We start from the raw sequence: 24308 nt of genomic DNA, 5'->3' as shown, positions 1-24308 counted from the left end.
TCTTCGTAGGGAGGAAACGTTTATGACTGATATCAGGCTCTATATGCTTCAATCCGGAACCTTGAAATGCAAGGTCCACAACATCAAGATGAACCAGGGAGACGGCGCGGATTACGAAATACCCGTTCCTTTCTTCCTGATCACCCACCCGGATGGGCATACCGTCATCGACGGCGGAAACGCGATCGAAGTCGCCACCGACCCACACGGTCATTGGGGTGGCGTTTGCGATGTTTACTGGCCGGTTCTGGACAAGGACCAGGGTTGCGTCGACCAGATCAAGGCGCTCGGATTCGACCCTGCGGATGTCAAATACGTCGTCCAATCCCACCTGCATCTTGATCATACCGGCGCGATCGGCCGCTTCCCGAATGCGACACACATCGTCCAGCGCCGGGAGTACGAATACGCCTTCACGCCGGACTGGTTTGCGGCAGGCGGCTATATCCGCAAGGACTTCGACAAGCCGGGCCTGAAATGGCAGTTCTTGAACGGCACCGATGACGATTTCTATGACATCTATGGCGATGGCACGCTTACGACCATCTTCACGCCAGGCCATGCTCCCGGCCACCAGTCCTTCCTGGTGCGGGTGCCGGACAGCAAGCCGCTGCTGCTGACCATCGATGCCGCCTATACGCTCGATCACTGGGAAGAAAAGGCTCTGCCAGGGTTCCTCGCCTCGACGGTGGATACTGTACGCTCCGTACAAAAGCTCAGAACCGTCGCAGAAAAGGCGGATGCGATCGTGGTGACGGGACATGATCCCGATGCCTGGTCGACCTTCAAGAAGGCCCCGGACTATTACGGCTGAGACGCCATTCTCATTTGCGACGTTGGCGCGCTTCTTCGTCGCTGGTCTAAAACAGAAAAGCCGGGCGCTGCATCAAGCGGCGCCCGGCTTTTGAAGCTGGACTAAGAGACGCGCAGCCCGGCGGGCGGGCGATCGTATCTTACAGCTGAACCTTATCGAAAGCCTTGGGATCGATGCCAAGCGCATCAAGATCGGAACCGGCAGGCTTGCGGTGCGCGCGCACAGCGGCGGAGACCGAAACGGCAGCGCCGAAAACGGCAAGGGTTTCACTCAAAAACTTACGCGATGTCTTTGCAACCGAACGCATTTCTTTCTCCTTTTGGGTTGTCCTGAATATGGGAAAAAACCCACAATCTACAACTCATGATATAGAGAAGGAGCCATGCGGCAGAGCTCGAACTCCTTTAGATGACAGTCACGACAAATTTGCATGGGTCGAGAGTCTTTGACTGAAACAGAGATTTTGTTAATCCATAGCAAGCAAGGGAGACTGAAAGCATGACGGTGATCATTTACGGCATCAAGAACTGCGATACGATGAAGAAAGCGCGCAGTTGGCTGGAAGCGAATGGCATCGAAGCCGAGTTTCACGACTACAAGACCCAAGGCATCGATCGCGACAATCTGGAAGCTTGGTGCAAAACGGCTGGATGGGAAACCGTTCTGAACCGCGCCGGCACGACGTTCAAGAAGCTGGATGACGCACAGAAGTCAGATCTGACACAGGAAAAAGCGATCGGCCTCATGCTGGAGCAGCCCTCAATGATCAAGCGCCCGGTTCTGGAAAGCGAAGGCAAGATCACGATCGGCTTCAAGCCTGACATTTACGCTTCGATCTTCGGCAGATAGTCCATGTCCAAGACGACCCGCGCGACACAGATGCTGACGAAGGCCAGCGTGGCTTTTACCACCGTAACCTATGAATACGATCCGAATGCCGAACGTATCGGTCTCCAGGCAGCCGAATCCATTGGCGAGCCGCCGCATCTGGTGTTGAAGACGCTGATGGCCGAGGTGGACGGCAGGGCCGTCTGCGTCGTCGTCCCTTCAGACCGGGAAGTCAGCATGAAAAAGCTCGCAGCAGCCTTCGGCGGCAAATCCGCCCATATGATGAAGTCGGCCGATGCGGAGCGAGCGACCGGTTACCATGTGGGCGGCATCAGCCCCTTCGGGCAGAAGAAGGTGGTTCCGACAGCGATCGAGGTTCAGTCGATGGAGCACGTCTACGTCTATATGAATGGCGGTCAGCGCGGTCTGCAAATCCGCCTCTCACCCAAAGATGCGCTCGCTGCTTTGAAGGCGAAGGCCGCACCCCTCGTCGCCGATTGAACCAAGCCCTTTGGAAGGTGGTTGGCTTTCCCGATGGATGGTCTATTGTCCAGACCCGTTCAAGCAGACATGTGAAGGCAGATCATGAGCGTTTCCCCTATCGATCCCGTCAAACTCGAAAAGCTGGCCGAAGTCGCCGTCAAGGTTGGACTTCAACTCCAGAAGGATCAGGATCTGGTGATCACGGCGCCGCTTGCGGCTTTGCCGCTGGTGCGCCAGTTGACCAAGCACGCCTATATGGCAGGCAGTGGTCTGGTCACGACCTTCTATTCCGACGAGGAAACCACCCTTGCTCGCTACCGCCATGCAAGTGATGCCAATTTCGACAAGGCATCCAGCTGGCTTTATGAGGGCATGGCGAAGGCCTATGCGAACGGCGCAGCCAGACTGGCGATTTCTGGTGACAACCCCTTGCTTCTGTCTGAGCAGGACCCTGCTAAGGTGGCGCGCGCCAACAAGGCCAACTCCACGGCCTATAAGCCCGCACTCGAGAAGATTTCCAACTTCGACATCAATTGGAACATCATCTCCTACCCTAACCCATCCTGGGCTAAGCAGGTCTTTCCTGGCATCAGCGAAGATGAAGCGGTTCGAAAGCTGGCGGATGCGATCTTCGCGGCATCGCGTGTGGATGTTGCCGATCCAGTCGCTGCCTGGGCGGAGCACAACGCCAATCTCGCCAAGCGGTCCAAGTGGCTGAATGGCGAGCGGTTCGCCTCGCTGCACTTCACCGGTCCGGGCACCGACGTCACCATCGGCCTTGCGGACGGTCATGAATGGCATGGGGGCGCTTCGATGGCGAAGAACGGCGTGACCTGCAATCCGAACATCCCGACCGAAGAAGTCTTCACCACGCCGCATGCGCTGCGCGTGGATGGGTATGTTTCCAGCACCAAGCCGCTTTCCCATCAGGGTACGCTGATCGATGATATCCAGGTGAAATTCGAGGGTGGCCGCATCGTTGAAGCCAGGGCTTCCAAGGGCGAGTCCGTGCTGAACAAGGTACTCGATACAGACGAGGGTGCACGACGCCTGGGCGAAGTGGCACTGGTGCCGCATTCCTCACCGATTTCGGCAAGTGGTATCCTCTTCTACAATACGCTGTTCGACGAAAACGCCTCCTGCCATATCGCGCTTGGCCAGTGCTACTCCAAGTGCTTTATCGACGGAGCGACGCTCAGCCAGGATCAGATCAGGGCGCAGGGCGGCAATTCCAGCCTGATCCATATCGACTGGATGATCGGCTCCGACAAGGTCGACATCGATGGTATCAAGCCTGATGGCTCCGCGGTGCCGGTCATGCGCAAGGGCGAATGGGCCTGATCTCGGCACGGGCCTCTTAGCGATGAGAGGCCCTGTCCGCCGTCGCGGTCCGAGAAGCTGCCGACGGTGATGTTGGCAGATCATCGATCATGCCTTAGCGATCGCCTTTGAAGGGCTCGGACCTATTAGACTAAAGTCATAAGCCAAAAGCATCGCTCTTCCTTTCGTTAAAATTCTGTCACTTTGCAATTAGGTGCATCGTGCCCGAAAGGGCCAGTTCGAGGGGAGTCGAGCTGTTTCGATGCGTCTTCTTGATTTCTGTGGAGGACAGACGATGGCAAATATAGCAGCGACGGGCGTGGAAAAAGCCCGCCCCATGACGGGGGAGGAGAAGAAGGTCATTTTCGCCTCTTCTCTCGGTACGGTCTTCGAGTGGTACGACTTCTATCTCTATGGTTCGCTCGCCATCTATATCGGCGCGAACTTCTTCAGCCAATATCCGGAAACGACGCGTAACATCTTCGCGCTGCTGGCCTTTGCCGCAGGCTTCCTTGTCCGCCCCTTCGGCGCTTTGGTCTTCGGCCGTCTTGGCGATATCGTCGGACGCAAATACACCTTCCTCATCACCATTCTCATCATGGGCTTCTCGACCTTTGTGGTCGGCATTCTGCCCGGTGCGGCGCAGATCGGTATCGCCGCGCCCATCATCCTCATTCTGCTGCGTATGCTCCAGGGCTTGGCGCTCGGCGGCGAATATGGCGGTGCTGCGACCTATGTGGCCGAGCACGCGCCGAATGGACGTCGCGGCTATTACACCTCATGGATTCAAACCACGGCAACGCTCGGTCTCTTCCTGTCGCTGGTCGTCATTCTCGGCGTTCAGTTCAGCGTCGGCAAGGAAGCCTTTGCAGCCTGGGGCTGGCGTATTCCCTTCCTGCTGTCCGTCATTCTGCTCGGCGTATCGGTCTGGATTCGCCTGAAAATGAATGAATCCCCCGCCTTCAAGAAGATGAAGGAAGAGGGCAAGACCTCCAAGGCCCCGCTCAGCGAAGCCTTTGGTCAATGGAAAAACGCCAAGATCGCCATCATCGCACTTCTCGGTGCGGTCGTCGGTCAGGCCGTCGTCTGGTACACGGGCCAGTTTTACGCCCTCTTCTTCCTCCAGAGCATTCTGAAGGTGGATGGCCAATCGGCAAACATCATGGTTGCCTGCGCTCTCCTGCTCGGCACCGGCTTCTTCGTTCTCTTCGGTTGGCTGTCCGATAAGGTCGGCCGTAAGCCGATCATCATGGCTGGCCTCGTTCTGGCGATGCTGACCTACTTCCCCCTGTTCAAGGCTCTCACATGGGCGGGCAATCCGGCACTTGCAGAGGCCCAGGCAACGGTGCGCGCAACTGTGACAGCCGCTCCCGGCGACTGCAAGTTTCAGTTCAACCCAACGGGCACGGCGAAGTTCACGACATCCTGCGATATCGCAACGTCGTTCCTGACCCGCAACTCCGTGCCTTACGATGTGGTCGAGGGGCCCGCCGGACAGCCTGCCACGGTCAAGATCGGCGAAGCGACCGTCACCAGCTACGACGCTGTGGCAGCTGGTGCAGATGCAGCGGCCAAGGATCGCGCTTTCCAGAAGCAGATCAACATTGCCCTGCATGACGGCGGCTATCCGCTGGCTCGTGGTGCCGCTCAGGTTCCAGCCGCAAAGCTCGACGCTTTTGTTGCCGCAAACCCTGAACTCGCGCTCAATGCCGATGCCATCCGGGCGACGCCCGCCAAAACCGTGCCAGTGGACAAGCTCGTCGCCGACAAGCTGCTGACACCGGCAGAAGCCAATGGCGCTACCGAAATGGCCGTCTATACGGTTCCAGGCGGCGGCGCCTTCACCATGGTTGCCGATCCCGCTGCCGTGAACTGGGTGGTCATCATCGCAGTTCTGACGGTTCTGGTCATCTATGTGACGATGGTCTACGGCCCGATCGCAGCGCTTCTGGTCGAGCTCTTCCCGACCCGCATCCGCTACTCCGGTATGTCCCTGCCCTATCACATCGGTAACGGCTGGTTCGGCGGTCTTCTCCCTGCAACGGCCTTCGCGATGAGCGCTGCCAAGGGCGATATCTACTACGGTCTCTGGTACCCGATCATCTTTGCGGGCCTCACGCTCGTGATCGGTCTGCTCTTCCTGCCGGAGACAAAGGACCGCGACATCCACAAGATGGATTGAGTATCCCTTAGATTTAAAAGGAAAACCCGGCGAGACGATCGCCGGGTTTTCTGTCGTTCAGGACTTGAAAGCTCAGGCCTTCAGGCTCTGCAATTCGGCATTGACGCGGTCGCGCCACGCACGGTTCTGGACGAGTGCCGCTGGAAACAGTCCGTCGATAGCAAAGAAGGAGGCCGAGGGATCGCTCGGATCGACGTTACCCGCGGCAGCAAGGATTTCCTCACGACGCGGATCGTCAAGATTTCCGCGCTTGTGGATCGAAGCAATCCAGAGCGCGATCACATAGGCAAATTCTGCTGCATCCCGGCCAGCTTCCAGCGTTTCCACGGTCGCTGCCAGAACGCGCTGCGGCAGCTTCTGGCTGGTGTCCATGGCGATCTGGATATTCTTATGCGCAATGGTCGGATTGGCGAAGCGCTCGATAAGCTCGTCCATATAGGCGGGCAGGTCGATACCCGGAACCGGATCAAGCGTCTTGACCGCGGCCTGCATATGCCGCCTGACCTTCTCGACGAATTCCGGAACCGCCATCACATCGCGCACGAATTCCAGATCGTTGAGAATACCGAGATGGGCAATCATCGTGTGCGGGCCGTTGAGAAGACGCAGCTTCATCTTCTCATAGGGTTCGACGGCCTTTGCAAAGACGGCACCGCCGGCTTCCCAAGCGGGCCGACCAGAGACGAAATTCTCTTCGATGACCCACTGCATGAAGGGCTCGGTTTCTATCGACAGCTTGTCTTCAACACCGAGGAGAGCCTCGGCACGTGCGCGGCTTTCGGCTGTTGCTGCCGGCACGATACGGTCGACCATGCTGCAGGGGAATGCACCCTTCTCGGCAATCCAGCGTGCCAGTTCGGGATCGCGACGCTCCGCCATGTCGAGGACGAGGCGACGAACCACATGACCATTGGAGGGGAGGTTATCGCAGCAAAGAACGGTGTAAGGAGCGATCCCCTTTTCGCGACGCTTGGCAAGACCTTCGACGAGGAAACCGATAGCGCCGATCGGTGCATGAGGGTTGGCAAGATCGGCCGCGACGGAGGGATGCTTCAGATCCAGCCCGCCGGTGACGGGGTCAAGACCATAGGCCTTCTCGCTGACGGTCAAGGTAACGATCTTGATGGTCTCGTTGACGAGATAATCAAGCACCTCCGTGCCGCGTTCCGCGGCGCAAAGCCAGTCGACCGTGGCGCCGATGACCTCCGCACTATCGCCCTCTGCGTTGCGAACGATGATCGAGTAGAGACCATCCTGTTCGGCGAGCGCTTCCACCGGATCGGGGGAGCGCAGGTTGACGGCAACGATGCCCCAAGGGCCGAACTGTTCCGACAAAGCGCGCTGCGTATAAACGGCCTGATGGGCGCGGTGGAAGGCGCCAAGACCCATGTGAACGATGCCGGGCAGCAAAGTTGCGCGGTCATAGGAGGGCATTGCAACAACGTCAGGCAATAGCGTGGAGGAAGACAATCTGCTCATAATCAAATGATTCCGTGAGTGGGATGAGAAAGAGTGCGCTCGATACCGCGAAGCTCCGCCAGCCCCTTAAGGCGGCCGATAGCCGGATAACCGGGCTGGGCGCCGCGGGTCACATCGTCCACAATTTCCTGTCCGTGATCGGGTCGCATGGGTATTTGATGATCGGAGAGACCGGCATCCAGGCGGCGCTTCTCTTCTGCGAGAAGGGCAGCAATCACGGCAACCATATCCGTTCCCCCTTCCAGATGCTCGTCCTCGAAGAAGGAGCACGGCACGGTATCGGTGTCGCGGGTGACGTTGCGCAGGTGAACGAAGTGGATGCGATCGGCAAAGCGCTTAGCGATGAAAGGCAGATCGTTATCCTGCCGCGCGCCAAGCGAGCCGGTGCAGAGCGTCACGCCATTTGCGCGGCTGTCGACGGCATTTAGCATATGGGCGTAATCGTCTTCCGTGGAAAGAATGCGCGGCAGACCAAGCAGCGGCCACGGCGGATCGTCACCATGGGCGCAAAGATTGATACCCACTTCTTCGGCCACCGGTACGACCTCGGAGAGGAAATCCACGAGGTTTTGCTGCAACCTTGCCCGATCAATACCGTGATAGCTGCGCAACTTCTCCAGAAGCTGGTCAAGCGTGTAGCCGTCGGCAGAGCCCGGCAAACCAGCGCCGATGTTTCTGCCGAGCGCGGCAATTTTCGCGTCCGGCATATCGGCAAAGCGCCGCGCCGCCTCCTCCACCAGCCAATCGGGATAATCGGAAGCAGCGTCCGGGCGCTTGAGGATATGAATATCAAAGGCAGCGAAATCCGTCAGATCGAAGCGCATTGCCTTTGCGCCATGGCGGGTCTCCCATCTGAGATCCGTCCGCGTCCAATCCAGGACCGGCATGAAGTTGTAGCAGACGGTGCGAATACCGCTGGCTGATAGGCGGCGAAGCGTTTCCTGCCAGTTGGTGACGTGTTGCCTCCAGTCGCCCGTCTGTGTCTTGATGTCCTCTGACATCCAGACACTTTCCACCACATCCCAATAAAGTCCGCCCGCCTTGATTTCCTCATGACGCTTGTGAATTTCATCGACGGGCCAGACATCACCCGTCGGAATGTGATGCAACGCGCTGACGATGCCGACGGCACCAGCCTGTGCGGCATCCTGAACCGTTACTCTGTCCACTGGCCCGAACCAGCGCCATGTGTGTCTCATGATCGTATCCTCTGAAATTTAGTGTCGGTCGCTGAAGGTGATCTGCACCTTGCAGGCCACCTGGCGGTCACCGGCCTGTTCGAAGGCCGCAACGGCCTCCTCAAGCGGAAAATGATGCGAAATGATCGGGCGCACATCGATGGCGCGCGACGAGATCAGCGAGACAGCCTCACCAAACTCGGCGTCGAAGCGTTGCGAGCCACGCCAGATGATTTCCTTGCCCACCAGAAGGTTGAGCGGAATGGTGATGTCACCCGTCACTCCCACCTGTACGAGCGTGCCGCGCGGCTTGATGGCGCTGAAGGCGGATCGTAGTGCAGGGGCGGCGGCCGAACAATCGAACACCACGTCGAAGCTGCCCTTGTTCTCCTGATAAGGGGCTAGCGCCTCTGGGTTGGTGGCGACGTTGATTGTTCCTGTCGCCCCCATCGCCGGTGCGCGGGCAATCGCCGCATCTGTCAGGTCGGTCACGATGATTTTGGCTGCACCGGCGTGTTTCGCAGCGGCAACGGTCAGAAGCCCGATCGGCCCCGCCCCGGTGACGAGCACGCTTTTGCCCGAAAGATCGCCGGCTTGCGCAACCGCATGCAGGCAAACGGCAAGCGGTTCGGCGCAGGCAGCCTCATGGGCTGTGACATCTTTGGCAAAGACGAAACATTGCTTGGCAGGTACGACCAGATGGTCGCGGAACATGCCCTGCTCATGCGGCAGCCGCATGGCGCTTCCCATAAAGCGCATGTCGAGGCAGTGGATGGGTTGCACCTTGAGGCAGTATTCGCACTGGCCGCAGGGCTGCGATGGGTTGACCGCAACCAGCGCCCCGACCGTAAGACCGCTGACACCGGAGCCGAGTTTCTCGACATAGCCTGAGGCTTCGTGACCGGAAATGATCGGCTCGCGCACCTGTACAGGCCCGAATCCGCCATGCTGATAATAATGCAGATCCGATCCGCAGATGCCGCCGGATGCCATGCGAAGAAGGACCTCGCCCTCACTCGGTTCGGAATAATCCTGTGTTTCGACCTTGAGGTCTCTTTTGCCGTAAAGACGCGCCACGCGTGTCAGCATTTCCAGTCGACTTTCCTTGTCGTGAAAGAGGATGGCCGCGCGGGCCTAAACCCGCGCGGACCGTTCTTATAACCTATCGGATCAGACCCATTTCCGTTGGCAGCCACAGCGTGATCGCCGGAATGAAGGTGATCAGGATCAGCGCCACGAAGAGCGGAACGAGCCATGGCAAAATGGCAATCGTCGTACGCTCCACCGAAAGCTTGGCGACGCGTGACAGAACGAAAAGCACCATGCCAAGCGGTGGATGCAACAGACCTATCATCAGGTTCAACGTCATGATCAGACCGAAATGCACCGGATCGATATGGAACTGCAAGACCAGCGGCAACAGGATCGGCACCAGGATGGTGATGGCCGCAATCGTGTCGAGGAAGCAGCCGACAAACAGCATCAAAAGGTTGACCAGTACGAGAAAGATCCACTTGCTGTCGGTGAGCGTCAGTATTGCTGAGGACAGCAGTTGGGCTGCCTGGCTGACAGTCAGAAGCCATGCGAAGACCGATGCCGCTGCCACGATGAACAGCACCGATGCCGTGGTTTCGATCGTGTCGAAGGTTGCCTTCGCCAAAGTCTTGAACGTCATGGTGCGATAACGAACGAGACCGAGGAAGAGCGACCAGAGTACTGCCGCAACCGCTGCTTCCGTCGGCGTGAACCAGCCCATCGTCATACCACCGATCAGAATGACCGGCGTCATCAGTGCCATCACGGCTGAGAAGTCGAAGTACCAGTCGCAGAAGATCAGTATGGCAAGCACGATCAGTATGGAGAGGTTCAACGACAGGCCGAGCAGGGTCAGCACATAAATGCTGACGGGAACGAGCATGACGACGAGGACTTCAAGCGAGGCCCCGAAGATGGTGCGCAGACTGAACGGCGTGTCCGAACCCCATTGCTTGATATAGGCAAAGACCGCGACCGTGATCATCATCAACAGCGTCATGACGACGCCCGGAACGATGCCGGCCATAAACAGCGCGCCGATGGAAACGTTCGCCATCATGCCGTAAATGACAAAGGGCAGAGACGGCGGGAAGATGGGCCCAAGCGTTGCCGAAGCGGCGGTGACGCCGACAGCGGCTTCCACCGGATAGCCGTGATCCTTCATAGCCTTGATTTCGATCGTGCCGATACCCGCGGCATCTGCCAAGGCCGTGCCGGACATACCGGAAAAGATCACCGAGCCGATGATATTGACCTGTGCCAAGCCACCCTTCATCCAGCCGACGAGCGCCACGGCGAAGGAATAGATGCGGCCCGTCACGCCTGCCGAGTTCATCAGGTTTCCGGCCAGAATGAAGAAGGGCACCGCAAGAAGCGGAAAGCTTTCGACGCCTGCGATCATGCGTTGGGCCGCGATGATATCCGGCGCGACATTATAGAAGACGATGTAGAGCAGCGACGACACTGCCATGGAGATGGCCACAGGCAGGCCGACGACCATCAGAAGGAGGAAAGAACCGATCAGCAGCAGCATCTCAAATCTCCTCGCTCGTCTGGAATTCTTCCGGCCGCTCGAGAACGGAGTAGCCGCGACGCTGATTGGCTACGAAGACCTGGATCGAGCGTAGGAACATCAGCACGAAGGCACCGAAGACGGTGTAGAAAACGATGTTGCGCGGCAGAGCAACCGTGACCATTTCTTCATCGGCGACGATCTCAAGATAACGCCACATCAGCCATGAGCCATAAGCGAAGAAACCGATGCGGATGATATCGACCGCGATCGCCATGATGCGCGTCACATTCGGCGGCAGGTAATGGTAGAGAACATCGACCTGGATGTGGCGCGACATGCGTACGCACATGACCGAGCCAAGGAAGACGACCCCGATCAGGCAGTTGACGGCGATTTCTTCGGTCCAGGCATAGCTGTCATTGAGGACGTAACGGGTGAAGAACTGGAGAAAGACGCATCCCGTCATCATCCAGAAAAGAGCGAGCGTCAGCCAGTCCTCGAAGGCATAAACGGAAAGGTCGGTATCGGGAGGCGCCTCGTCAAAGGTGTGGGCAAGCTCCTCGGGCGTAACCTGAGTATGGATTTCCTGCGTCATTGAAATGTTCCGGTTGGAGCATCGGCGCGAGCAGCAGATTCACAATGCGCTCGTCTGCCGGTGCTGAAAACGACAAGGACGGCGCGGAGACGAGCCCCGCGCCAGGCGCAATTTACTGAACGGCGCGGATCGCTTCCCAATCGGCCTTGTTGTATCCAAAGTCTTCGAACTTCACCTTGTCGAGCACATTCTTTTCGAAGTCGGCCTTGTCGACTTCCGTTACCGTCAGGCCACGCTTCTTGAAGTCGTCCACGAGTGCCACTTCACGCTCCTCAATGATCTTGGTCGTCTTGGTCGCAGCCTCCTGCATCACGTCGACGAAGATTTTCTTGTCTTCGTCTGACAGGCTCGCCCAGCGAGACTTGGAGATCACGGTATTGAGATGGTCGACGATATGGCCGGTCAGAACGATGTTCTTCTGCACTTCGAAGAACTTCTTTGCTTCGATGGTCGTCAGCGGATTTTCCTGCGCATCGACGGTGCCGTTTTGCAACGCGAGGTAGACTTCGGCGAAAGCAATCGGTGTGGTGTTGGCGCCGCAGGCGCGCGGCATGGCGAGATAGGCCGGTACGTCCGGAACACGCATCTTCACGCCGTTCAGGTCGCTGCACTTTTCGATGGGCTTGTTCGATGTCGTGTGACGCGTACCGTAATAGCTGACCGCCGCAATGACATTACCGGTCTTGTCCTGATAGCCCTTGGCCAACCGCTTGAAGACATCGCTTTTTGTATAGGCGATGAGGTGCTCAGGATTACGGAAAATGTAAGGGAAGTAGGTGACGCCAATCGGCTTGGAATCTCGGGCTGCAAAGCTCGATCCGGAAATGATGATATCGACCGTGCCGAGTTTCAGGCCCTGGTTGATATCGGCTTCCTTGCCAAGCTGGGATGCCGGGAACACATCGATCTTGTAGCGACCCTCCGTGCGCTTCTCGATCTCCTTCGCCGCCCAGACGGATTCGGTGTGGAACGGTTCTGTTGTCTCATAAACATGGGCCCATTTCAGCACGGTCTGTGCTTGCGCAGACAGCGCAGAGGCCATGATGATGGCCGTGGCACCCAGCAGGCTTCTCAATCTGAACGTCATTTCTTCTCTCCTCCCGAAATAGTGTCAGATGTTCATTCTCTACCGCCCTCACGAAAAAAGCGGCATCGTCCCTCCCCTCAAGCCTCCTCTCCGAAGCTTTGAGAAAATCTCTTTTGCGACTGGCTGAGATGTCGCTGCATGGCAGCTTTCGCCGCCTCCGGATCGTTCGCGGCAATCGCGTCACGGATCACCACATGCTCCTCAAGCGCCAGCCGCCACGTGCGCGGCCCCTCGAAATGGCTGGCAAGACGCTCGAAATAGGGCGTCATGCGGCGATCAAAGATATGTCCGGTGAAGCGATGGAGCGTGACATTGCCGATGATGTCGGCAATCGCCAGGTGAAAGGCGCGGTCATGAACCAGCATCTCCACTGCATCGCCAATGGCGTCTTCCATCCGCTTCAAATTCTCATCGAGAAGAGCGATATGCGATGCTTTGGCCCGCTTTGCCGCCTCTTCGGCAATGCCACCTTCGATGATGCTGCGCGCCTGGAGAATTTCGAAAGGTCCATCGCTATCGTCCGCCGGCAGGATCGACAGCGCCTTCGGACGTTGGCTCACATAGACGCCCGAGCCCATGCGGATCTGGATATAGCCTTCGACTTCCAGCACGATCAGCGCTTCGCGAACAGTTGGCCTTGAAACAGCGAAACGTTCGGCAAGATCGCGCTCAGCCGGAAGCTTGGCCCCGTCGGCGATTTCACCTGCCTCGATCAGCGACCTGATTTGATCCGCCACCTGCCTGTGGAGGCGACGCGGCTCAAGCGCCACAAACATGATGTCCCCTCCCCGTAACCGCATTGGTCAATTGGTCTTACCAATCGCGTTCATTAAGGCTGATTGAATGACGAAGTCAACTGTCAAACTTGCCTCCGCCGTCTCAAGCTCGTCACATCAGCTAAATGGTTGCGTGATCCCAAACCGATTGGCCAAATCTGCAAATGACTGCCGGGTCGCCGGATCCAGGATGACTCCCTGGCGCTCCCTTTCGGGCGCAACCTCCCATTCGCGGTCTCCAGGCGCCATCACCCGCGCCCCCTCACGTGCTGGCGAGTTTCGTAACGTTTCGAGATAACGCGTCATCGCTCCTTCGAAGACGCTCTTCTCCAGAAATGCCTCAGGCCTCAGCGCCAGAACGAAAGCACCCATGCCTCGCGGTGTCGAAAAATCCGGCCCACCCATGGAGGCGATATCGAAGCTGAGTTTCATGCCGGTCAGCACCGCGCTGAATATCTCCGCCACGCCGCCAAGTGCTGCGCCCTTGAATCCAAACTCACCGCCAAGCGGCGCAAGCATCGCCGCGGCATGCGGATCCTTTGTGTCATGGACGCCTTCATCCGAAGCGGTCGCATCGGGCAATGGCTGACCAAGGCTGCGATAAAGAAGCACACGGTTATACGGAATAGAACTCGTCGCCATATCCAGGAGCCAGGGATTGTCCTCACCGGACGGAACACCAACCGCAATCGGGTTTGTGCCGTGAAAGCGCTGCGCGCCATCATGCAAACGCACAAAACTATCGGAGTTGCAGAAGGTGATGCCGATAAATCCCTGCTTCGCGGCTTCAAGTGAATAGGCACCGGCCGGGCCGAAGTGAGAGGTATTGCGAATGGCAACCGCGCCGATGCCGAACTGCGTTGCCAATGGCGTTATCGTTCAGGGTACGAGGCTGACCGAAACCATGGTCGCCAACCGCTTCGGCATCAGCCGCGCGCCCGCACGCCAAGCGCTGGCGGAACTGGAGCGTCTTCATCTCGTGCGAAAGACCGAGAGCCGCGGCTATGATGTCGTGGCAAAAAACAGATCGATGCAGCAAACGGGGACGACCGATGAGAATTCGCTTCCCCCCGCCGACACAATGCGCATGCAGCCGCGATCCAGTTGGGAACTCATCTACGACAATATCGAGATCGAGATCGTCTCGCGCACCTCACTCGCGGCTTGGCGGATCAACGAGGCGATGCTTGCGAAACATTACGGCGTCAGCAGAACCGTGGCACGCGATGTCGTCGCTCGTCTGCAGCAGCGCGGTATCGTCAACAAGGACGAGAGCGGGCGATGGTATGCGCCGGCGCTGACGGCCAAGCATATCGATGAACTTTACGAGCTTCGCTGGATCCTTGAGCCGATCGCGCTGGAAAAGGCAGTCCCCAATCTACCGGATGGCCTGCTGATTTCCTTGCGCAAGAATGTCGCAGACGCCATCCAGTCGGTCGATAAGATCGACGGCGAGATGCTCGATGCACTCGAACAACAGTTGCATGTCGAGCTTCTCGGCTACTGCGAAAACGCCTCACTGATGCAGGCCATCAGCCTGCCGCAGGCGCTGCTTGTCGCCCACCATTTTCTCTATCACTGGACCATGGAGCTCTTCGACACCGAGCCCTTCCTGCCGGAGCACCTGGCGATTTTCGACAGCCTTCTGACGGGTGATATCGAGGGCGCGAAGTCCGCGCTCGTCCGTCACCTGCAAATCTCCAGAAGCCGCGCAATGAAGCGCATCACGGCCGTCGCGGAAGTCATTTCGCCTGACGAACTGCCCTATCTCGAGAAGATGGAAGGCGGCTAAACAGCGGAGCCCGCAAGACATATCACCCGATAACCGGAGGAGGGTTATCCATCATGAAAATCGCATCAGTCCATCCCTTCATTCTTCATTTGCCACTGACATCCGATTCCATTTCCGACTCGACGCATTCCATCACCCACTGGGGCGTGGTCGGCACGAAGATTGTCACCACGGATGGGCTGGAGGGCTACGGCTTCACCGGCACCCATGCGCATCTCGCTTCAGACCGACTGATCACCTCCTGCATTCGCGATTGCTATGCGCCACTTCTGATTGGCGAGGATGCCAATGACCATTCGCGCCTCTGGACCAAGCTTGCCCGTTATCCATCGCTGCAATGGGTTGGCCGCGCGGGCATCACACATCTGGCGCTTGCTGCCGTCGATGTCGCGCTTTGGGACTTGAAGGCGAAAAAGGCGGGGCTACCGCTGTGGAGCTATCTCGGCGGAGCCCGGACCGACAAGCTCGAGGCTTATAATACCGATATCGGCTGGCTTTCTTTCACGAAGGACGCTCTGATTGAGGGGTCCGCAAGGGCCGTTGAACAGGACGGATTTACCCGGCTAAAGATCAAGGTCGGCCAGGACGATCCGAATGTGGACATCGATCGGTTGACGGCGATTCGTGAACGTCTCGGTGGGGCAGTGCGCATCGCCATCGATGGAAACGGCAAGTGGGATCTGCCGACCTGCCAGCGCTTTTGTTCGCTCGCGCGTGATCTCGATATCTACTGGTTCGAAGAACCGCTCTGGTATGATGATATCGGCGGCCACGCAACGCTTGCCCGTAACACCTCGATTCCAATCGCACTTGGTGAACAGCTCTACACGGTCGATGCCTTCCGCTACTTCATCTCCGCCGGCGCGGTCGCTTACGTCCAGCCGGATGTGACCCGCCTTGGCGGCATAACCGAATATATTCAGGTGGCGGATCTGGCATTGGGGCATCGCCTGCCCGTGGTGCCCCATGCAGGCGAAATGAGCCAGGTCCATGTACATCTCAGCTACTGGCACCCGGCCTCGACGATCCTCGAATATATCCCTTGGATCAAGGACCACTTCGAAGAGCCAGCGGATGTGCAGGGCGGCATCTACAAGCGGCCGGAACGCCCAGGTGCGGGTACGACCGTACTGGAAGAAAGCTTCTCCCGTTTTGGCAAAAGCATAGGCTGAGGCAATGGTGGCGTGATTAGAGCGTGCGATAAGCGCGCTTGAAATAGATCAGCGCCTCTTCGCCCTCACCGATGGCAGTATCGACCACATCGCAAATAATGATGTCGTGGGTGCTGCCATCATGGATCGCGCGAACACGGCAATCGAAGGAAGCGAGAGCGCCTTTCAGAACCGGTGCGCCGGTCTCGAGCGACGACCACTCCCCGCCTGCGAAACGCTCTTCCATCGGGGTCTTGCCACCAAAGAGTTGGCTCACCGGCTGCTGGTTTGCCGAGAGCGTGTTGACGCAAATCACGGCATTCTCAAATAGCATCCGGTAGGCGGAAGAGTTGCGATTGATACAGACGAGCAGCGTCGGGGGATTGTCCGATACGCTACAGACTGCGGTGGCGGAAAACCCCGCCCTGCCCGCTGGGCCATCCGTCGTGACGATGTTGACGGCGCCGGCAAGCTGCGCCATTGCGTTTCTGTAGTCCAGGCTGCGTTCTTCCGCAGTCTTGCTTCCCATTTCGACTTCCCTCTTAAAAGACATGGCTTTGCATCTAAGCCTTGCTTTCCTAACAAGTTATTCACCCAAGCATACAGAGAGAGACTTTCGCAGCAATAGCAGGTTTCGGAATGACTGCCGCGAGGCCCCAGATTTCGCGCATGACAGACATGCCCTCAGTGCAATGCAGCAGTTCGAGTGAAGGGTTGGTCTTTGGACACATCGCGATTTGCGCCCTGTTCGCTCTCCATTTCTTCGCCTCTGTCTCACACGGGATCGCCCCGGCGGACGAATGTAAAAACGACGCGCCTGCAAGCAGGCGCGACGATTAATCTACCCACAGTGAATCAATCCATCTGGACGTTGGCTTCTTTCACCACCGGACCCCATTTGGCGATTTCTTCGGACACATGGGTCTTCAGTTCTTCCGGTGATGAGCCGACAATCTTGGCGCTGAAATCCGCCATCCGCTTTGCAACATCTGGGTCGGCCAGCGCCGTCTTGGCAGCTTCGTTCAGCTTGGCGATCGCCTCAGGCGGCGTTCCAGCCGGTGCGAAAGTGCATTCCAGGTATAGGTTTCATAGCCCGGCACGGTCTCGGCAATGGTCGGCACATCCGGGAAGGAGGAAGCTCGCTCGGCGGTGGTCACACCCAGCGCCTTCAGGGTACCGGATTTGATATGCGCTGATGAGGATGGCAGGTTATCGAACATGATCGAGATCTGGTTGCCCAGGAGATCGTTCAAGGCCGGGCCAGAACCCTTGTAGGGCACGTGCTGCATGTCGACGCCGGCCATCGTCTTGAACAGCTCACCGGAAAGGTGGAGCGGCGTACCATTGCCGGACGAAGCGTAGGCGTGTTTGTCCGGCTCTTTCTTCAGAAGCGCGATCAACTCGGCAACAGTGTTGACCGGCAGTTGCGGATTAATGACGAGGACGTTCGGAACGACAACCAGCAGTGAAATCGGTGCGAAATCCTTTTCAGGATCATATGGCTTCGTCTTGAGAATGAGCGGGTTGAGAGCATGCGTTGCCACTGTGCCCATCAGGATCGTGTATCCATCCGGCTCCGCGCGCGCAACGCGGTCAGCACCAAGATTACCGCCGGCACCGGCGACATTCTCCACGACGATCTGCTGGCCGAGAGCGTCACCCATCTTCTGCGCAATGACGCGCGCGACGACGTCGGTCGAGCCGCCTGCCGCGAAAGGCACCACGAGTGTGATGGTGCGCTCAGGATAGGCCTGCGCGTAAGCACCTGCGCTGAAAGACAATAAAGCTGCCGCAGATGCAGCAAGCATCAAAGCAGCGCGGCGTTTCAAAGATACAATTTCCATAAAATCTCCTCCTCACGGCCCGACGGCCCCGGAGGCATAGTACTGAAAGCAATATCCGTAGCAACCTCTACATGCTATCTGGGTATGACAACCAGTCAATTGACGATGAAATACACGTATCGCGGGTTTTCAGCGGATTAGGACGTGGTCATGGGAAAACAAAAACCCGCCGTGAAGGCGGGTTTTGATATTGCGAATGACGATGGCCCTATTACGCGCGGAGCACGCCGCCCGTGGTCTTTTCCACATTGCCGACGATCTTTGCCGTCAAGGCTTCGAAGTCCTCATCCGTCAGGGTCTTGTCCGTCGGCTGGATCTGAACTTCGATTGCAATCGACTTCTTGTTCTCACCCAAGGAAGCGCCTTCGAAAACGTCGAAGACGTTGACACCGGTGACGAGCTTACGATCGGCGCTGGTTGCCGCCTTGATGATAGCCCCCGCTTCGACCGACTTGTCGACCACGAAAGCGAAGTCGCGTTTCACCGCCTGGAACGGTGAAAGCTCCAACGCCGGCTTCGTGCGCGTTGCCTTCTTCTTCGGTTCAGGCATGGCGTCGAGATAGATCTCGAAGCCGCAATAAACGCCAGATACGTCGAGCGCGGCCAGCGTCTTCGGATGGAACTCGCCGAAATGACCGAGAATAACCTTCGGACCCATCTTGATCGTGCCGGAACGGCCAGGATGATACCAAGACGGAGCACCTGCCTCGATCTGCACATTCGCCATCGGTAGACCGCAGGCTTCAATGACGGCCAGAGCGTCTGCCTTGGCATCGTAGACATCGACGGGCTTTCCGCCGCCCTTTGCTGTGTTCGACCACATGCGGCCTGCACCGGCAAGCGATGCGGTGCCGCGGCGAACACCGCCGGCGACGCGCCGCTGGCCCTCCGGCGTATCGCCTTCATAGGTACCGGACACTTCGAAGATAGCGACATCGCCATAGCCCTTGTCGGCATTGCGCTGCGCTGCGGTCAAAAGTCCAGGCAACAAGGACGGCCGCATGTCGGACATGTCGGCAGCGATGGGGTTGGCGAGCTTCAGCGCGGAGGAACCACCGCCGAAGAGCTTTGCCTGCGCTTCTGGAATGAAGGACCATGTGACCGCTTCCAGCATACCCCGGCTCGCAAGCGCGCGGCGCGCCGTACGCGTGCGGATTTGTAGCGTCGTCAAAATGCGCCCGTTGACGGCACCGAGGCTCTCAAGCGGTTCCGGCTTGATGTTGTCCACGCCGTGGATACGCATGACCTCTTCCACCAGATCCGCCTTGCCATCGATGTCCGGACGCCATGAGGGCACCGATACGGAAACACGCTCACCGGAGCCTTCGATGCCGAAGCCGAGACCCTTGAGGATCGCAAGGCTTTCGTCTGCCGAAACCTCAAGACCCGTAAGGCGTTTCACCTCGGAGAGTGGGAAATCGATCCACTTCGGCTCGTAACCCTTGTAGCCGACGACCTTGGCTTCCCCGGCAACGCCGCCGCAAAGTTCGAGCACCAGCTCCGTTGTACGCTCGAGGCCCGGCACCATATATTCCGGATCGACGCCGCGTTCGAAACGATAGCGCGCATCGGTGATGATACCGAGAGAACGTCCGGTCTTGGCAATGTTGATCGGATCCCAGAGTGCCGACTCGATCAGCACGTCGACGGTATTCTCGTCGCAGCCGGAATGCTCGCCGCCCATCACGCCACCAATGGACTCAAGCCCATTGTCGTCGGCGATCACCACATTGTTTGGACCGAGCGTATATTCGCGCTGATCGAGAGCAAGAATGGTTTCGCCTTCTTTCGCGCGCCGCACGACGAGATCGCCCTTGACCTTCGCCGCATCGAAGACATGCATCGGACGGCCCTGATCGAATGTCATGTAGTTGGTGATATCGACCAGTGCGTTGATGGGGCGCAGACCAATTGCGAGAAGGCGCTGCTGCATCCATTTCGGGCTCGGGCCATTCTTCACGCCACGCACGATGCGAAGCGAAAAGCCGGGGCAGAGTGCAGGGTCATCCAGCTCGAGCTTCACGTCCACCGGCGTCGCGCCTTCGACCTTGAAGCTTGGTGCAGGCCGCGTCTTCAACGTGCCGAGACCGGAGGCCGCCAGATCGCGTGCGATGCCGTAGATCGACGTGCAGTCTGGACGGTTCGGTGTGAGATTGATTTCAATGACCGGATCATCGAGCCCGGCGTAGGACGCGAAAGACGCGCCGACCGGCGCATCTTCCGGAAGATCGATGATGCCGTCGTGATTGTCGGACATGTTGAGCTCCTTTTCGGAACACATCATGCCGTGGCTTTCGACACCACGGATCTTGCCGACGGAAAGCGTCACGTCGATGCCCGGAACATAAGTCCCCGGACGTGCCAGCGCGCCGACCAGGCCAGCACGCGCATTCGGCGCGCCGCAGACGATCTGCACCGGCTTGCCATCACCGGCATCCACCGAAAGCACCTTCAGCCGGTCGGCTTCCGGATGCTTTTCCGCCGACAGGACCTTGGCGATGACGAAAGGCTTGTAAGCCGCCTTGTCATCGACATCCTCGACTTCGAGACCGATTGCCGTCAGGCGTTCGCAAATCTGCTCCAGAGACGCATCCGTATCGAGATGCTCTTTCAGCCAGGAGAGTGTGAATTTCATGATCTATTGCTCCTCGACTTGACCGATCAGACGCTCAGACCGCCGAACAGCGTCGGCATGTCGAGCGGGCGGAAGCCGTAATGGTTCATCCAGCGAACATCGGCGTTGAAGAAATCTCGCAGGTCCGGCATGCCGTATTTCAGCATAGCGATGCGGTCGAGACCCATGCCCCAGGCAAAGCCCTGATACTCATCAGGATCGAGCCCACCGGCACGCAGCACATTGGGGTGAACCATTCCGCAGCCGAGGATTTCCATCCAGTCCTTGCCCTCGCCGAACTTGACGATCGGGCCGGAGCGGTCGCACTGAATATCCACCTCGAAGCTTGGCTCGGTGAAGGGGAAGAAGGACGGGCGAAAGCGCATGACGACGCTATCGACCTCGAAGAAGGTCTTGCAGAACTCTTCGAGAATCCAGCGAAGGTTTCCGACATGCGCTTTCTTGTCGATCACAAGGCCTTCGACCTGGTGGAACATCGGCGAATGGGTCGCATCGGAATCCTGGCGGTAGGTCTTGCCGGGAATGACGATGCGGATCGGCGGCTTCTGCGCTTCCATGGTGCGCACCTGAACAGGCGAGGTATGCGTGCGCAAAACCTTGCGTTCACCCTTTTCATCCGGCTGGAAGAAGAACGTGTCGTGCATTTCGCGGGCAGGATGCCCTTCCGGGAAGTTCAATGCCGTGAAGTTATAATAGTCGGTTTCGATATCCGGGCCTTCGGCAATGGAGAAGCCCATGTCGGCGAAGATCGCCGTGATCTCATCGACGATCTGGCTGATCGGGTGGATACGGCCGCGTTCGGCCGGAGACTGACGAACCGGCAGACTGACATCGAGCGTCTCGGCCTTCAGCCGCGCTTCGATGGCCGCATCCTTCAACTCGCTCTTGCGAGCGGTCAGGAAGTCCGCCACTTCATTCTTCAACTGGTTGATGGCAGCACCGCGTGTCTGGCGCTCTTCCGGCGTCATCGTTCCAAGCGTTTTCAGAAGCTCGGAGACCGAGCCCTTCTTGCCCAGTGCCGACAGCCGCACGGCCTCAATGGCGGCCTCGTCTGCCGCCGCAGCGATTTCCGACATCAGTTGCGATTTCAAAGTGTCCAGTTCAGTCATCTTTTCCTGCCCTGCCGGAGGTCTTGGCTCCGACATCGGTTTCAACAGCATTCTTTAGAAAGTCGGTCGCCACGATAAAGCGTCGCAGATCACTACCCATCTGCACGCGGCCAATCAACCGGGCGAGCGGCAAAAATCGGCCAAGCACACGCACCAAGCGATGCAATTCATCAATGGTCGCCCGCGGCGCACGGGCGGCCCATCCGCGATAGGCGGCATCAAGCGTTGCCTCGGTGTTTTCGGCAAAGGCACTCAATGGCAGGAACAGCAGCCAGAGGTCGCGCGCCTGAGCGCTGGCAAGCGGCATGACCGCCTGCGGCTCTTCCTCGAAATCCATGAAGCCGATCCGGCCGCCTTTAAGGAAAAAGTCGCGAATATGTGGGCGTCCATGGCAAAGACCGGCAGCGTGAAGTGCGCCAAGCTCGATCGCCGACTGAACCAGCAACTGATCCGGATGACCTTCGCTCCCCTTGGCCGCCACGATACCCTGGATGGTCGGTCCCACGTCCTCCAGCACGATTGCGGTGTCGGAGGAATAGATGATTGCCGGAACGGTAAAGCCTGCGCTGCCGAATTCGATCATCCGGCGCTTTTCGCGCGCCATCATCTCGACGGGCGAGAGAACGGGGGACGGTCTGAGGAAAGCGTAGGGAAGAAGGCGGGCGGCAAAGCCCTGCAACTTGCTCCACAGCCGTGGTTCTTCGGTACCCTGGCGCTTGATCCACACGGCACCGGAACTCAGTTCCAGGCGCTGAATGCGCTTTTCGCTCATCAACAGGGTCTGCATGAGCGCAGCAATATCGGCATCTTCCAGATGAACATGGAAGCCCTTTTCCCTCTCGCTCGCATTGGCAGCCTGAAGCATGATCGTCCCGTCGGCGCCAAAGCGCCCCAGAGCGCTTCCTTCTGAGAAGGAAGCATTTCAAACGTAAAACCCGCCCCGGTTGCCCGGCGCGGGTTTCAAATGAACAACAATTTGTCCGCGCCGTAATTACTTTACAGCGGATTCAAACTCGTTGGCCGTACCTGCGTCCTTGAGATACTCAAGAGCCTTCTTCGCAGCGTCGACGAGCGCGCCGAAAGCTGCTGGCTCATGGATAGCCATGTCGGACAGAACCTTACGGTCGACTTCGATGCCAGCCTTGTTCAGGCCGTCGATGAAGCGGCCATAGGTCAGGCCGAATTCGCGAACAGCAGCATTGATACGCTGGATCCACAGAGCGCGGAAGTTGCGCTTGTTGACCTTGCGGTCGCGGTAAGCGTACTGCTTGGAACGGTCAACCGCTGCCTTTGCTGCGCGGATGGTGTTCTTGCGACGGCCGTAGAAGCCCTTGGCTGCCTTGAGTGTCTTGGTGTGCTTGGCGCGGGAAGTTACGCCACGTTTTACGCGTGCCATGTCATGATCTCCTTAAAGTGTCCAAAAATGCGGAAAAGTCTTAGAGACCGTTCGGCAGGTAGTTCTTGACGACCTTTTTGCCGTCAGCTTCGGCCAGAACCATGGTTCCGCGCGCGTCGCGAATGAACTTGTTGGAACGCTTGATCATGCCGTGGCGCTTACCGGCGGCGGCTGCGAGAACCTTGCCGGTGCCAGTGATCTTGAACCGCTTTTTTGCAGCGGATTTCGTCTTCATCTTGGGCATTTTGCTACTCCGTTATTTTGTATCGAAACAGGCAGACGAAGCCCGCTTCAAGCTATTCAGGAACGGCCACGGCATGCCCTGCCGGACCGTTCGGACGCGCGCTTATAACCGCAGTTATGAAAAAGCGCAACGGGGAAGGCAAACTTCCCCTGCGAGAGTGGAAAACGCTGGGCCTAACGCCAGCGCGCCACGCATTACTTCGGTGCAAGCACCATCATCATCTGGCGGCCTTCGAGCTTCGGCTCGGCTTCCACCTTGGCGATTGTCAGGGTATCTTCCTTCACCTGCTGAAGCAGCTTCATGCCGAGCTCCTGGTGAGCCATTTCGCGGCCACGGAACTTCAGCGTTACCTTTACCTTGTCACCTTCTTCAAAGAAACGGTTCATCGCCTTCATCTTCACCTCATAGTCATGGGTGTCGATATTGGGACGCATCTTGATTTCTTTGACTTCGACGATCTTCTGCTTCTTGCGCGCTTCGGCCGCCTTCTTCTGCGTCGAATATTTCAGCTTACCGAGATCGAGAATCTTGCAAACAGGCGGTTCTGCGTTCGGCGAAATCTCGACAAGATCAAGACCGGCCTCTTCTGCCATCTTCAACGCCTGATCCGTCGGCATAACGCCGAGGTTCTGGCCTTCTTCATCAATCAGCTGAATTTTGGGAATGCGAATTTCCCTGTTGGAGCGCGGGCCCTCCTTGACGGGGGCATCGGCTTTGAACGGTCTGCGAATGGTCGTATTCTCCTGATCTGTTTCGGTATCGCGTCGGCAAAAACACCTTGTCGGTGCAAATGGCTGAAATGTCGTGAACGCCGCTGGGAAGTCAATAGCACGCCTTTGCAAAA

Annotated in this window: 22 protein-coding genes and 2 pseudogenes; 7 read left to right on the top strand and 17 right to left on the bottom strand. The window is 58.0% G+C overall.

The genetic code is table 11. The annotated features are described in order from the left end of the window. Positions 1–22: 22 nt before the first annotated feature. Positions 23–814, top strand: coding sequence for an AttM family quorum-quenching N-acyl homoserine lactonase (gene attM / locus QE408_RS05150; RefSeq protein WP_306929085.1), 792 nt, complete (start codon positions 23–25; stop codon positions 812–814). Positions 815–953: 139 nt separating this feature from the next. On the opposite strand, the gene QE408_RS05145 is transcribed toward attM, so the two are convergent. Next, the gene (locus QE408_RS05145; protein WP_306929082.1) at positions 954–1121 is read right to left on the bottom strand and encodes a hypothetical protein; all 168 of its coding nucleotides are present in this window, start codon (positions 1119–1121) and stop codon (positions 954–956) included. 191 nt (positions 1122–1312) lie between these two features. Here QE408_RS05145 and QE408_RS05140 point away from each other — a divergent pair, with 191 nt between their 5' ends. The 4 genes from QE408_RS05140 to QE408_RS05125 all read left to right on the top strand — a co-directional run bounded on the left by QE408_RS05140 (position 1313) and on the right by QE408_RS05125 (position 5627). Next, the gene (locus QE408_RS05140; RefSeq protein ID WP_306929081.1) at positions 1313–1663 is read left to right on the top strand and encodes an ArsC family reductase; all 351 of its coding nucleotides are present in this window, start codon (positions 1313–1315) and stop codon (positions 1661–1663) included. A 3-nt stretch (positions 1664–1666) separates the two neighbouring features. Then, positions 1667–2143 carry a Cys-tRNA(Pro) deacylase gene (gene ybaK, locus QE408_RS05135; protein WP_306929080.1) on the top strand — a complete coding sequence of 159 codons (477 nt, stop codon included), beginning with the start codon at positions 1667–1669 and terminating at the stop codon, positions 2141–2143. A gap of 84 nt (positions 2144–2227) precedes the next feature. Then, positions 2228–3466, top strand: coding sequence for an aminopeptidase (locus tag QE408_RS05130; protein ID WP_306929078.1), 1239 nt, complete (start codon positions 2228–2230; stop codon positions 3464–3466). Positions 3467–3740: 274 nt separating this feature from the next. Beyond that, on the top strand, positions 3741–5627 hold the full coding sequence (locus tag QE408_RS05125; protein ID WP_306929076.1) for an MFS transporter: 1887 nt from the start codon (positions 3741–3743) through the stop codon (positions 5625–5627). A 72-nt stretch (positions 5628–5699) separates the two neighbouring features. On the opposite strand, the gene QE408_RS05120 is transcribed toward QE408_RS05125, so the two are convergent. From QE408_RS05120 to QE408_RS05085, 8 genes and pseudogenes are all read right to left on the bottom strand, one after another. After that, complete coding sequence (locus tag QE408_RS05120) at positions 5700–7109, bottom strand: mannitol dehydrogenase family protein (protein ID WP_373465510.1); 1410 nt, start codon at positions 7107–7109, stop codon at positions 5700–5702. Next, on the bottom strand, positions 7109–8305 hold the full coding sequence (uxuA, locus tag QE408_RS05115; RefSeq protein ID WP_306929072.1) for a mannonate dehydratase: 1197 nt from the start codon (positions 8303–8305) through the stop codon (positions 7109–7111). The genes QE408_RS05120 and uxuA overlap by 1 nt, the downstream gene beginning before the upstream one ends. 18 nt (positions 8306–8323) lie before the next feature. Next, positions 8324–9373 (bottom strand): L-idonate 5-dehydrogenase, encoded by a 1050-nt coding sequence (locus tag QE408_RS05110; protein ID WP_306929070.1) that lies wholly within the window; start codon positions 9371–9373, stop codon positions 8324–8326. Positions 9374–9446: 73 nt separating this feature from the next. Then, positions 9447–10853 (bottom strand): TRAP transporter large permease, encoded by a 1407-nt coding sequence (locus QE408_RS05105; protein WP_306929068.1) that lies wholly within the window; start codon positions 10851–10853, stop codon positions 9447–9449. Position 10854: 1 nt separating this feature from the next. Further along, entirely contained in the window at positions 10855–11430 is a 576-nt protein-coding gene (locus QE408_RS05100) for a TRAP transporter small permease (RefSeq protein ID WP_306929066.1), read from the bottom strand. A 112-nt stretch (positions 11431–11542) separates the two neighbouring features. Then, positions 11543–12517: a sialic acid TRAP transporter substrate-binding protein SiaP gene (locus QE408_RS05095; RefSeq protein ID WP_306929064.1), complete on the bottom strand. Its 975-nt coding sequence runs from the start codon at positions 12515–12517 to the stop codon at positions 11543–11545. 77 nt (positions 12518–12594) lie between these two features. After that, positions 12595–13293: a FadR/GntR family transcriptional regulator gene (locus QE408_RS05090; RefSeq protein ID WP_306929061.1), complete on the bottom strand. Its 699-nt coding sequence runs from the start codon at positions 13291–13293 to the stop codon at positions 12595–12597. A gap of 117 nt (positions 13294–13410) precedes the next feature. Then, positions 13411–14160, bottom strand: a pseudogene (locus QE408_RS05085) (Ldh family oxidoreductase); the annotation flags it as partial. On the opposite strand from QE408_RS05085, the gene QE408_RS05080 reads away from it, so the two are divergent. Continuing rightward, entirely contained in the window at positions 14126–15085 is a 960-nt protein-coding gene (locus QE408_RS05080; protein WP_306929059.1) for a GntR family transcriptional regulator, read from the top strand. The pseudogene QE408_RS05085 and the gene QE408_RS05080 overlap by 35 nt on opposite strands. A 53-nt stretch (positions 15086–15138) precedes the next feature. After that, the gene (locus QE408_RS05075) at positions 15139–16257 is read left to right on the top strand and encodes a mandelate racemase/muconate lactonizing enzyme family protein (RefSeq protein WP_306929057.1); all 1119 of its coding nucleotides are present in this window, start codon (positions 15139–15141) and stop codon (positions 16255–16257) included. 16 nt (positions 16258–16273) lie between these two features. On the opposite strand, the gene QE408_RS05070 is transcribed toward QE408_RS05075, so the two are convergent. From QE408_RS05070 to infC, 8 genes and pseudogenes are all read right to left on the bottom strand, one after another. Beyond that, positions 16274–16789: a flavin reductase gene (locus QE408_RS05070; protein ID WP_306929055.1), complete on the bottom strand. Its 516-nt coding sequence runs from the start codon at positions 16787–16789 to the stop codon at positions 16274–16276. A gap of 302 nt (positions 16790–17091) precedes the next feature. Next, positions 17092–18080: pseudogene (locus tag QE408_RS05065) on the bottom strand (Bug family tripartite tricarboxylate transporter substrate binding protein). Between the two features lie 211 nt (positions 18081–18291). After that, the gene (gene pheT / locus QE408_RS05060; protein ID WP_306929053.1) at positions 18292–20715 is read right to left on the bottom strand and encodes a phenylalanine--tRNA ligase subunit beta; all 2424 of its coding nucleotides are present in this window, start codon (positions 20713–20715) and stop codon (positions 18292–18294) included. Positions 20716–20741: 26 nt separating this feature from the next. Next, positions 20742–21824: a phenylalanine--tRNA ligase subunit alpha gene (gene pheS, locus QE408_RS05055; RefSeq protein WP_306929051.1), complete on the bottom strand. Its 1083-nt coding sequence runs from the start codon at positions 21822–21824 to the stop codon at positions 20742–20744. Then, positions 21817–22689: a serine/threonine protein phosphatase gene (locus QE408_RS05050; RefSeq protein ID WP_306929050.1), complete on the bottom strand. Its 873-nt coding sequence runs from the start codon at positions 22687–22689 to the stop codon at positions 21817–21819. The genes pheS and QE408_RS05050 overlap by 8 nt, the downstream gene beginning before the upstream one ends. Positions 22690–22815: 126 nt before the next feature. Beyond that, a complete protein-coding gene (gene rplT, locus QE408_RS05045) occupies positions 22816–23220 on the bottom strand; it encodes a 50S ribosomal protein L20 (RefSeq protein ID WP_027674723.1) in 405 nt (134 codons plus the stop codon). A 40-nt stretch (positions 23221–23260) separates the two neighbouring features. After that, positions 23261–23464, bottom strand: a complete 204-nt coding sequence (gene rpmI, locus QE408_RS05040; RefSeq protein WP_027674722.1) for a 50S ribosomal protein L35 — start codon at positions 23462–23464, stop codon at positions 23261–23263. A 194-nt stretch (positions 23465–23658) separates the two neighbouring features. Beyond that, the gene (gene infC / locus QE408_RS05035; protein WP_111847509.1) at positions 23659–24195 is read right to left on the bottom strand and encodes a translation initiation factor IF-3; all 537 of its coding nucleotides are present in this window, start codon (positions 24193–24195) and stop codon (positions 23659–23661) included. Positions 24196–24308 lie beyond the last annotated feature (113 nt).

Source organism: Agrobacterium larrymoorei (assembly GCF_030819275.1).
Taxonomy (GTDB): domain Bacteria; phylum Pseudomonadota; class Alphaproteobacteria; order Rhizobiales; family Rhizobiaceae; genus Agrobacterium; species Agrobacterium larrymoorei_B.
The sequence above is the reverse complement of the archived record's forward strand: the minus strand, read 5'-3'. Positions and strand labels throughout refer to the sequence as shown.

Coding starts and splice junctions, on each gene's coding strand:
- attM (WP_306929085.1), top strand. CDS start 23: ATGACTGATATCAGGCTCTATATGCTTCAATCCGGAACCTTGAAATGC.
- QE408_RS05145 (WP_306929082.1), bottom strand. CDS start 1,121: ATGCGTTCGGTTGCAAAGACATCGCGTAAGTTTTTGAGTGAAACCCTT.
- QE408_RS05140 (WP_306929081.1), top strand. CDS start 1,313: ATGACGGTGATCATTTACGGCATCAAGAACTGCGATACGATGAAGAAA.
- ybaK (WP_306929080.1), top strand. CDS start 1,667: ATGTCCAAGACGACCCGCGCGACACAGATGCTGACGAAGGCCAGCGTG.
- QE408_RS05130 (WP_306929078.1), top strand. CDS start 2,228: ATGAGCGTTTCCCCTATCGATCCCGTCAAACTCGAAAAGCTGGCCGAA.
- QE408_RS05125 (WP_306929076.1), top strand. CDS start 3,741: ATGGCAAATATAGCAGCGACGGGCGTGGAAAAAGCCCGCCCCATGACG.
- uxuA (WP_306929072.1), bottom strand. CDS start 8,305: ATGAGACACACATGGCGCTGGTTCGGGCCAGTGGACAGAGTAACGGTT.
- QE408_RS05110 (WP_306929070.1), bottom strand. CDS start 9,373: ATGCTGACACGCGTGGCGCGTCTTTACGGCAAAAGAGACCTCAAGGTC.
- QE408_RS05105 (WP_306929068.1), bottom strand. CDS start 10,853: ATGCTGCTGCTGATCGGTTCTTTCCTCCTTCTGATGGTCGTCGGCCTG.
- QE408_RS05100 (WP_306929066.1), bottom strand. CDS start 11,430: ATGACGCAGGAAATCCATACTCAGGTTACGCCCGAGGAGCTTGCCCAC.
- QE408_RS05095 (WP_306929064.1), bottom strand. CDS start 12,517: ATGACGTTCAGATTGAGAAGCCTGCTGGGTGCCACGGCCATCATCATG.
- QE408_RS05090 (WP_306929061.1), bottom strand. CDS start 13,293: ATGTTTGTGGCGCTTGAGCCGCGTCGCCTCCACAGGCAGGTGGCGGAT.
- QE408_RS05080 (WP_306929059.1), top strand. CDS start 14,126: ATGGCAACCGCGCCGATGCCGAACTGCGTTGCCAATGGCGTTATCGTT.
- QE408_RS05075 (WP_306929057.1), top strand. CDS start 15,139: ATGAAAATCGCATCAGTCCATCCCTTCATTCTTCATTTGCCACTGACA.
- QE408_RS05070 (WP_306929055.1), bottom strand. CDS start 16,789: ATGTCTTTTAAGAGGGAAGTCGAAATGGGAAGCAAGACTGCGGAAGAA.
- pheT (WP_306929053.1), bottom strand. CDS start 20,715: ATGAAATTCACACTCTCCTGGCTGAAAGAGCATCTCGATACGGATGCG.
- pheS (WP_306929051.1), bottom strand. CDS start 21,824: ATGACTGAACTGGACACTTTGAAATCGCAACTGATGTCGGAAATCGCT.
- QE408_RS05050 (WP_306929050.1), bottom strand. CDS start 22,689: ATGCTTCAGGCTGCCAATGCGAGCGAGAGGGAAAAGGGCTTCCATGTT.
- rplT (WP_027674723.1), bottom strand. CDS start 23,220: ATGGCACGCGTAAAACGTGGCGTAACTTCCCGCGCCAAGCACACCAAG.
- rpmI (WP_027674722.1), bottom strand. CDS start 23,464: ATGCCCAAGATGAAGACGAAATCCGCTGCAAAAAAGCGGTTCAAGATC.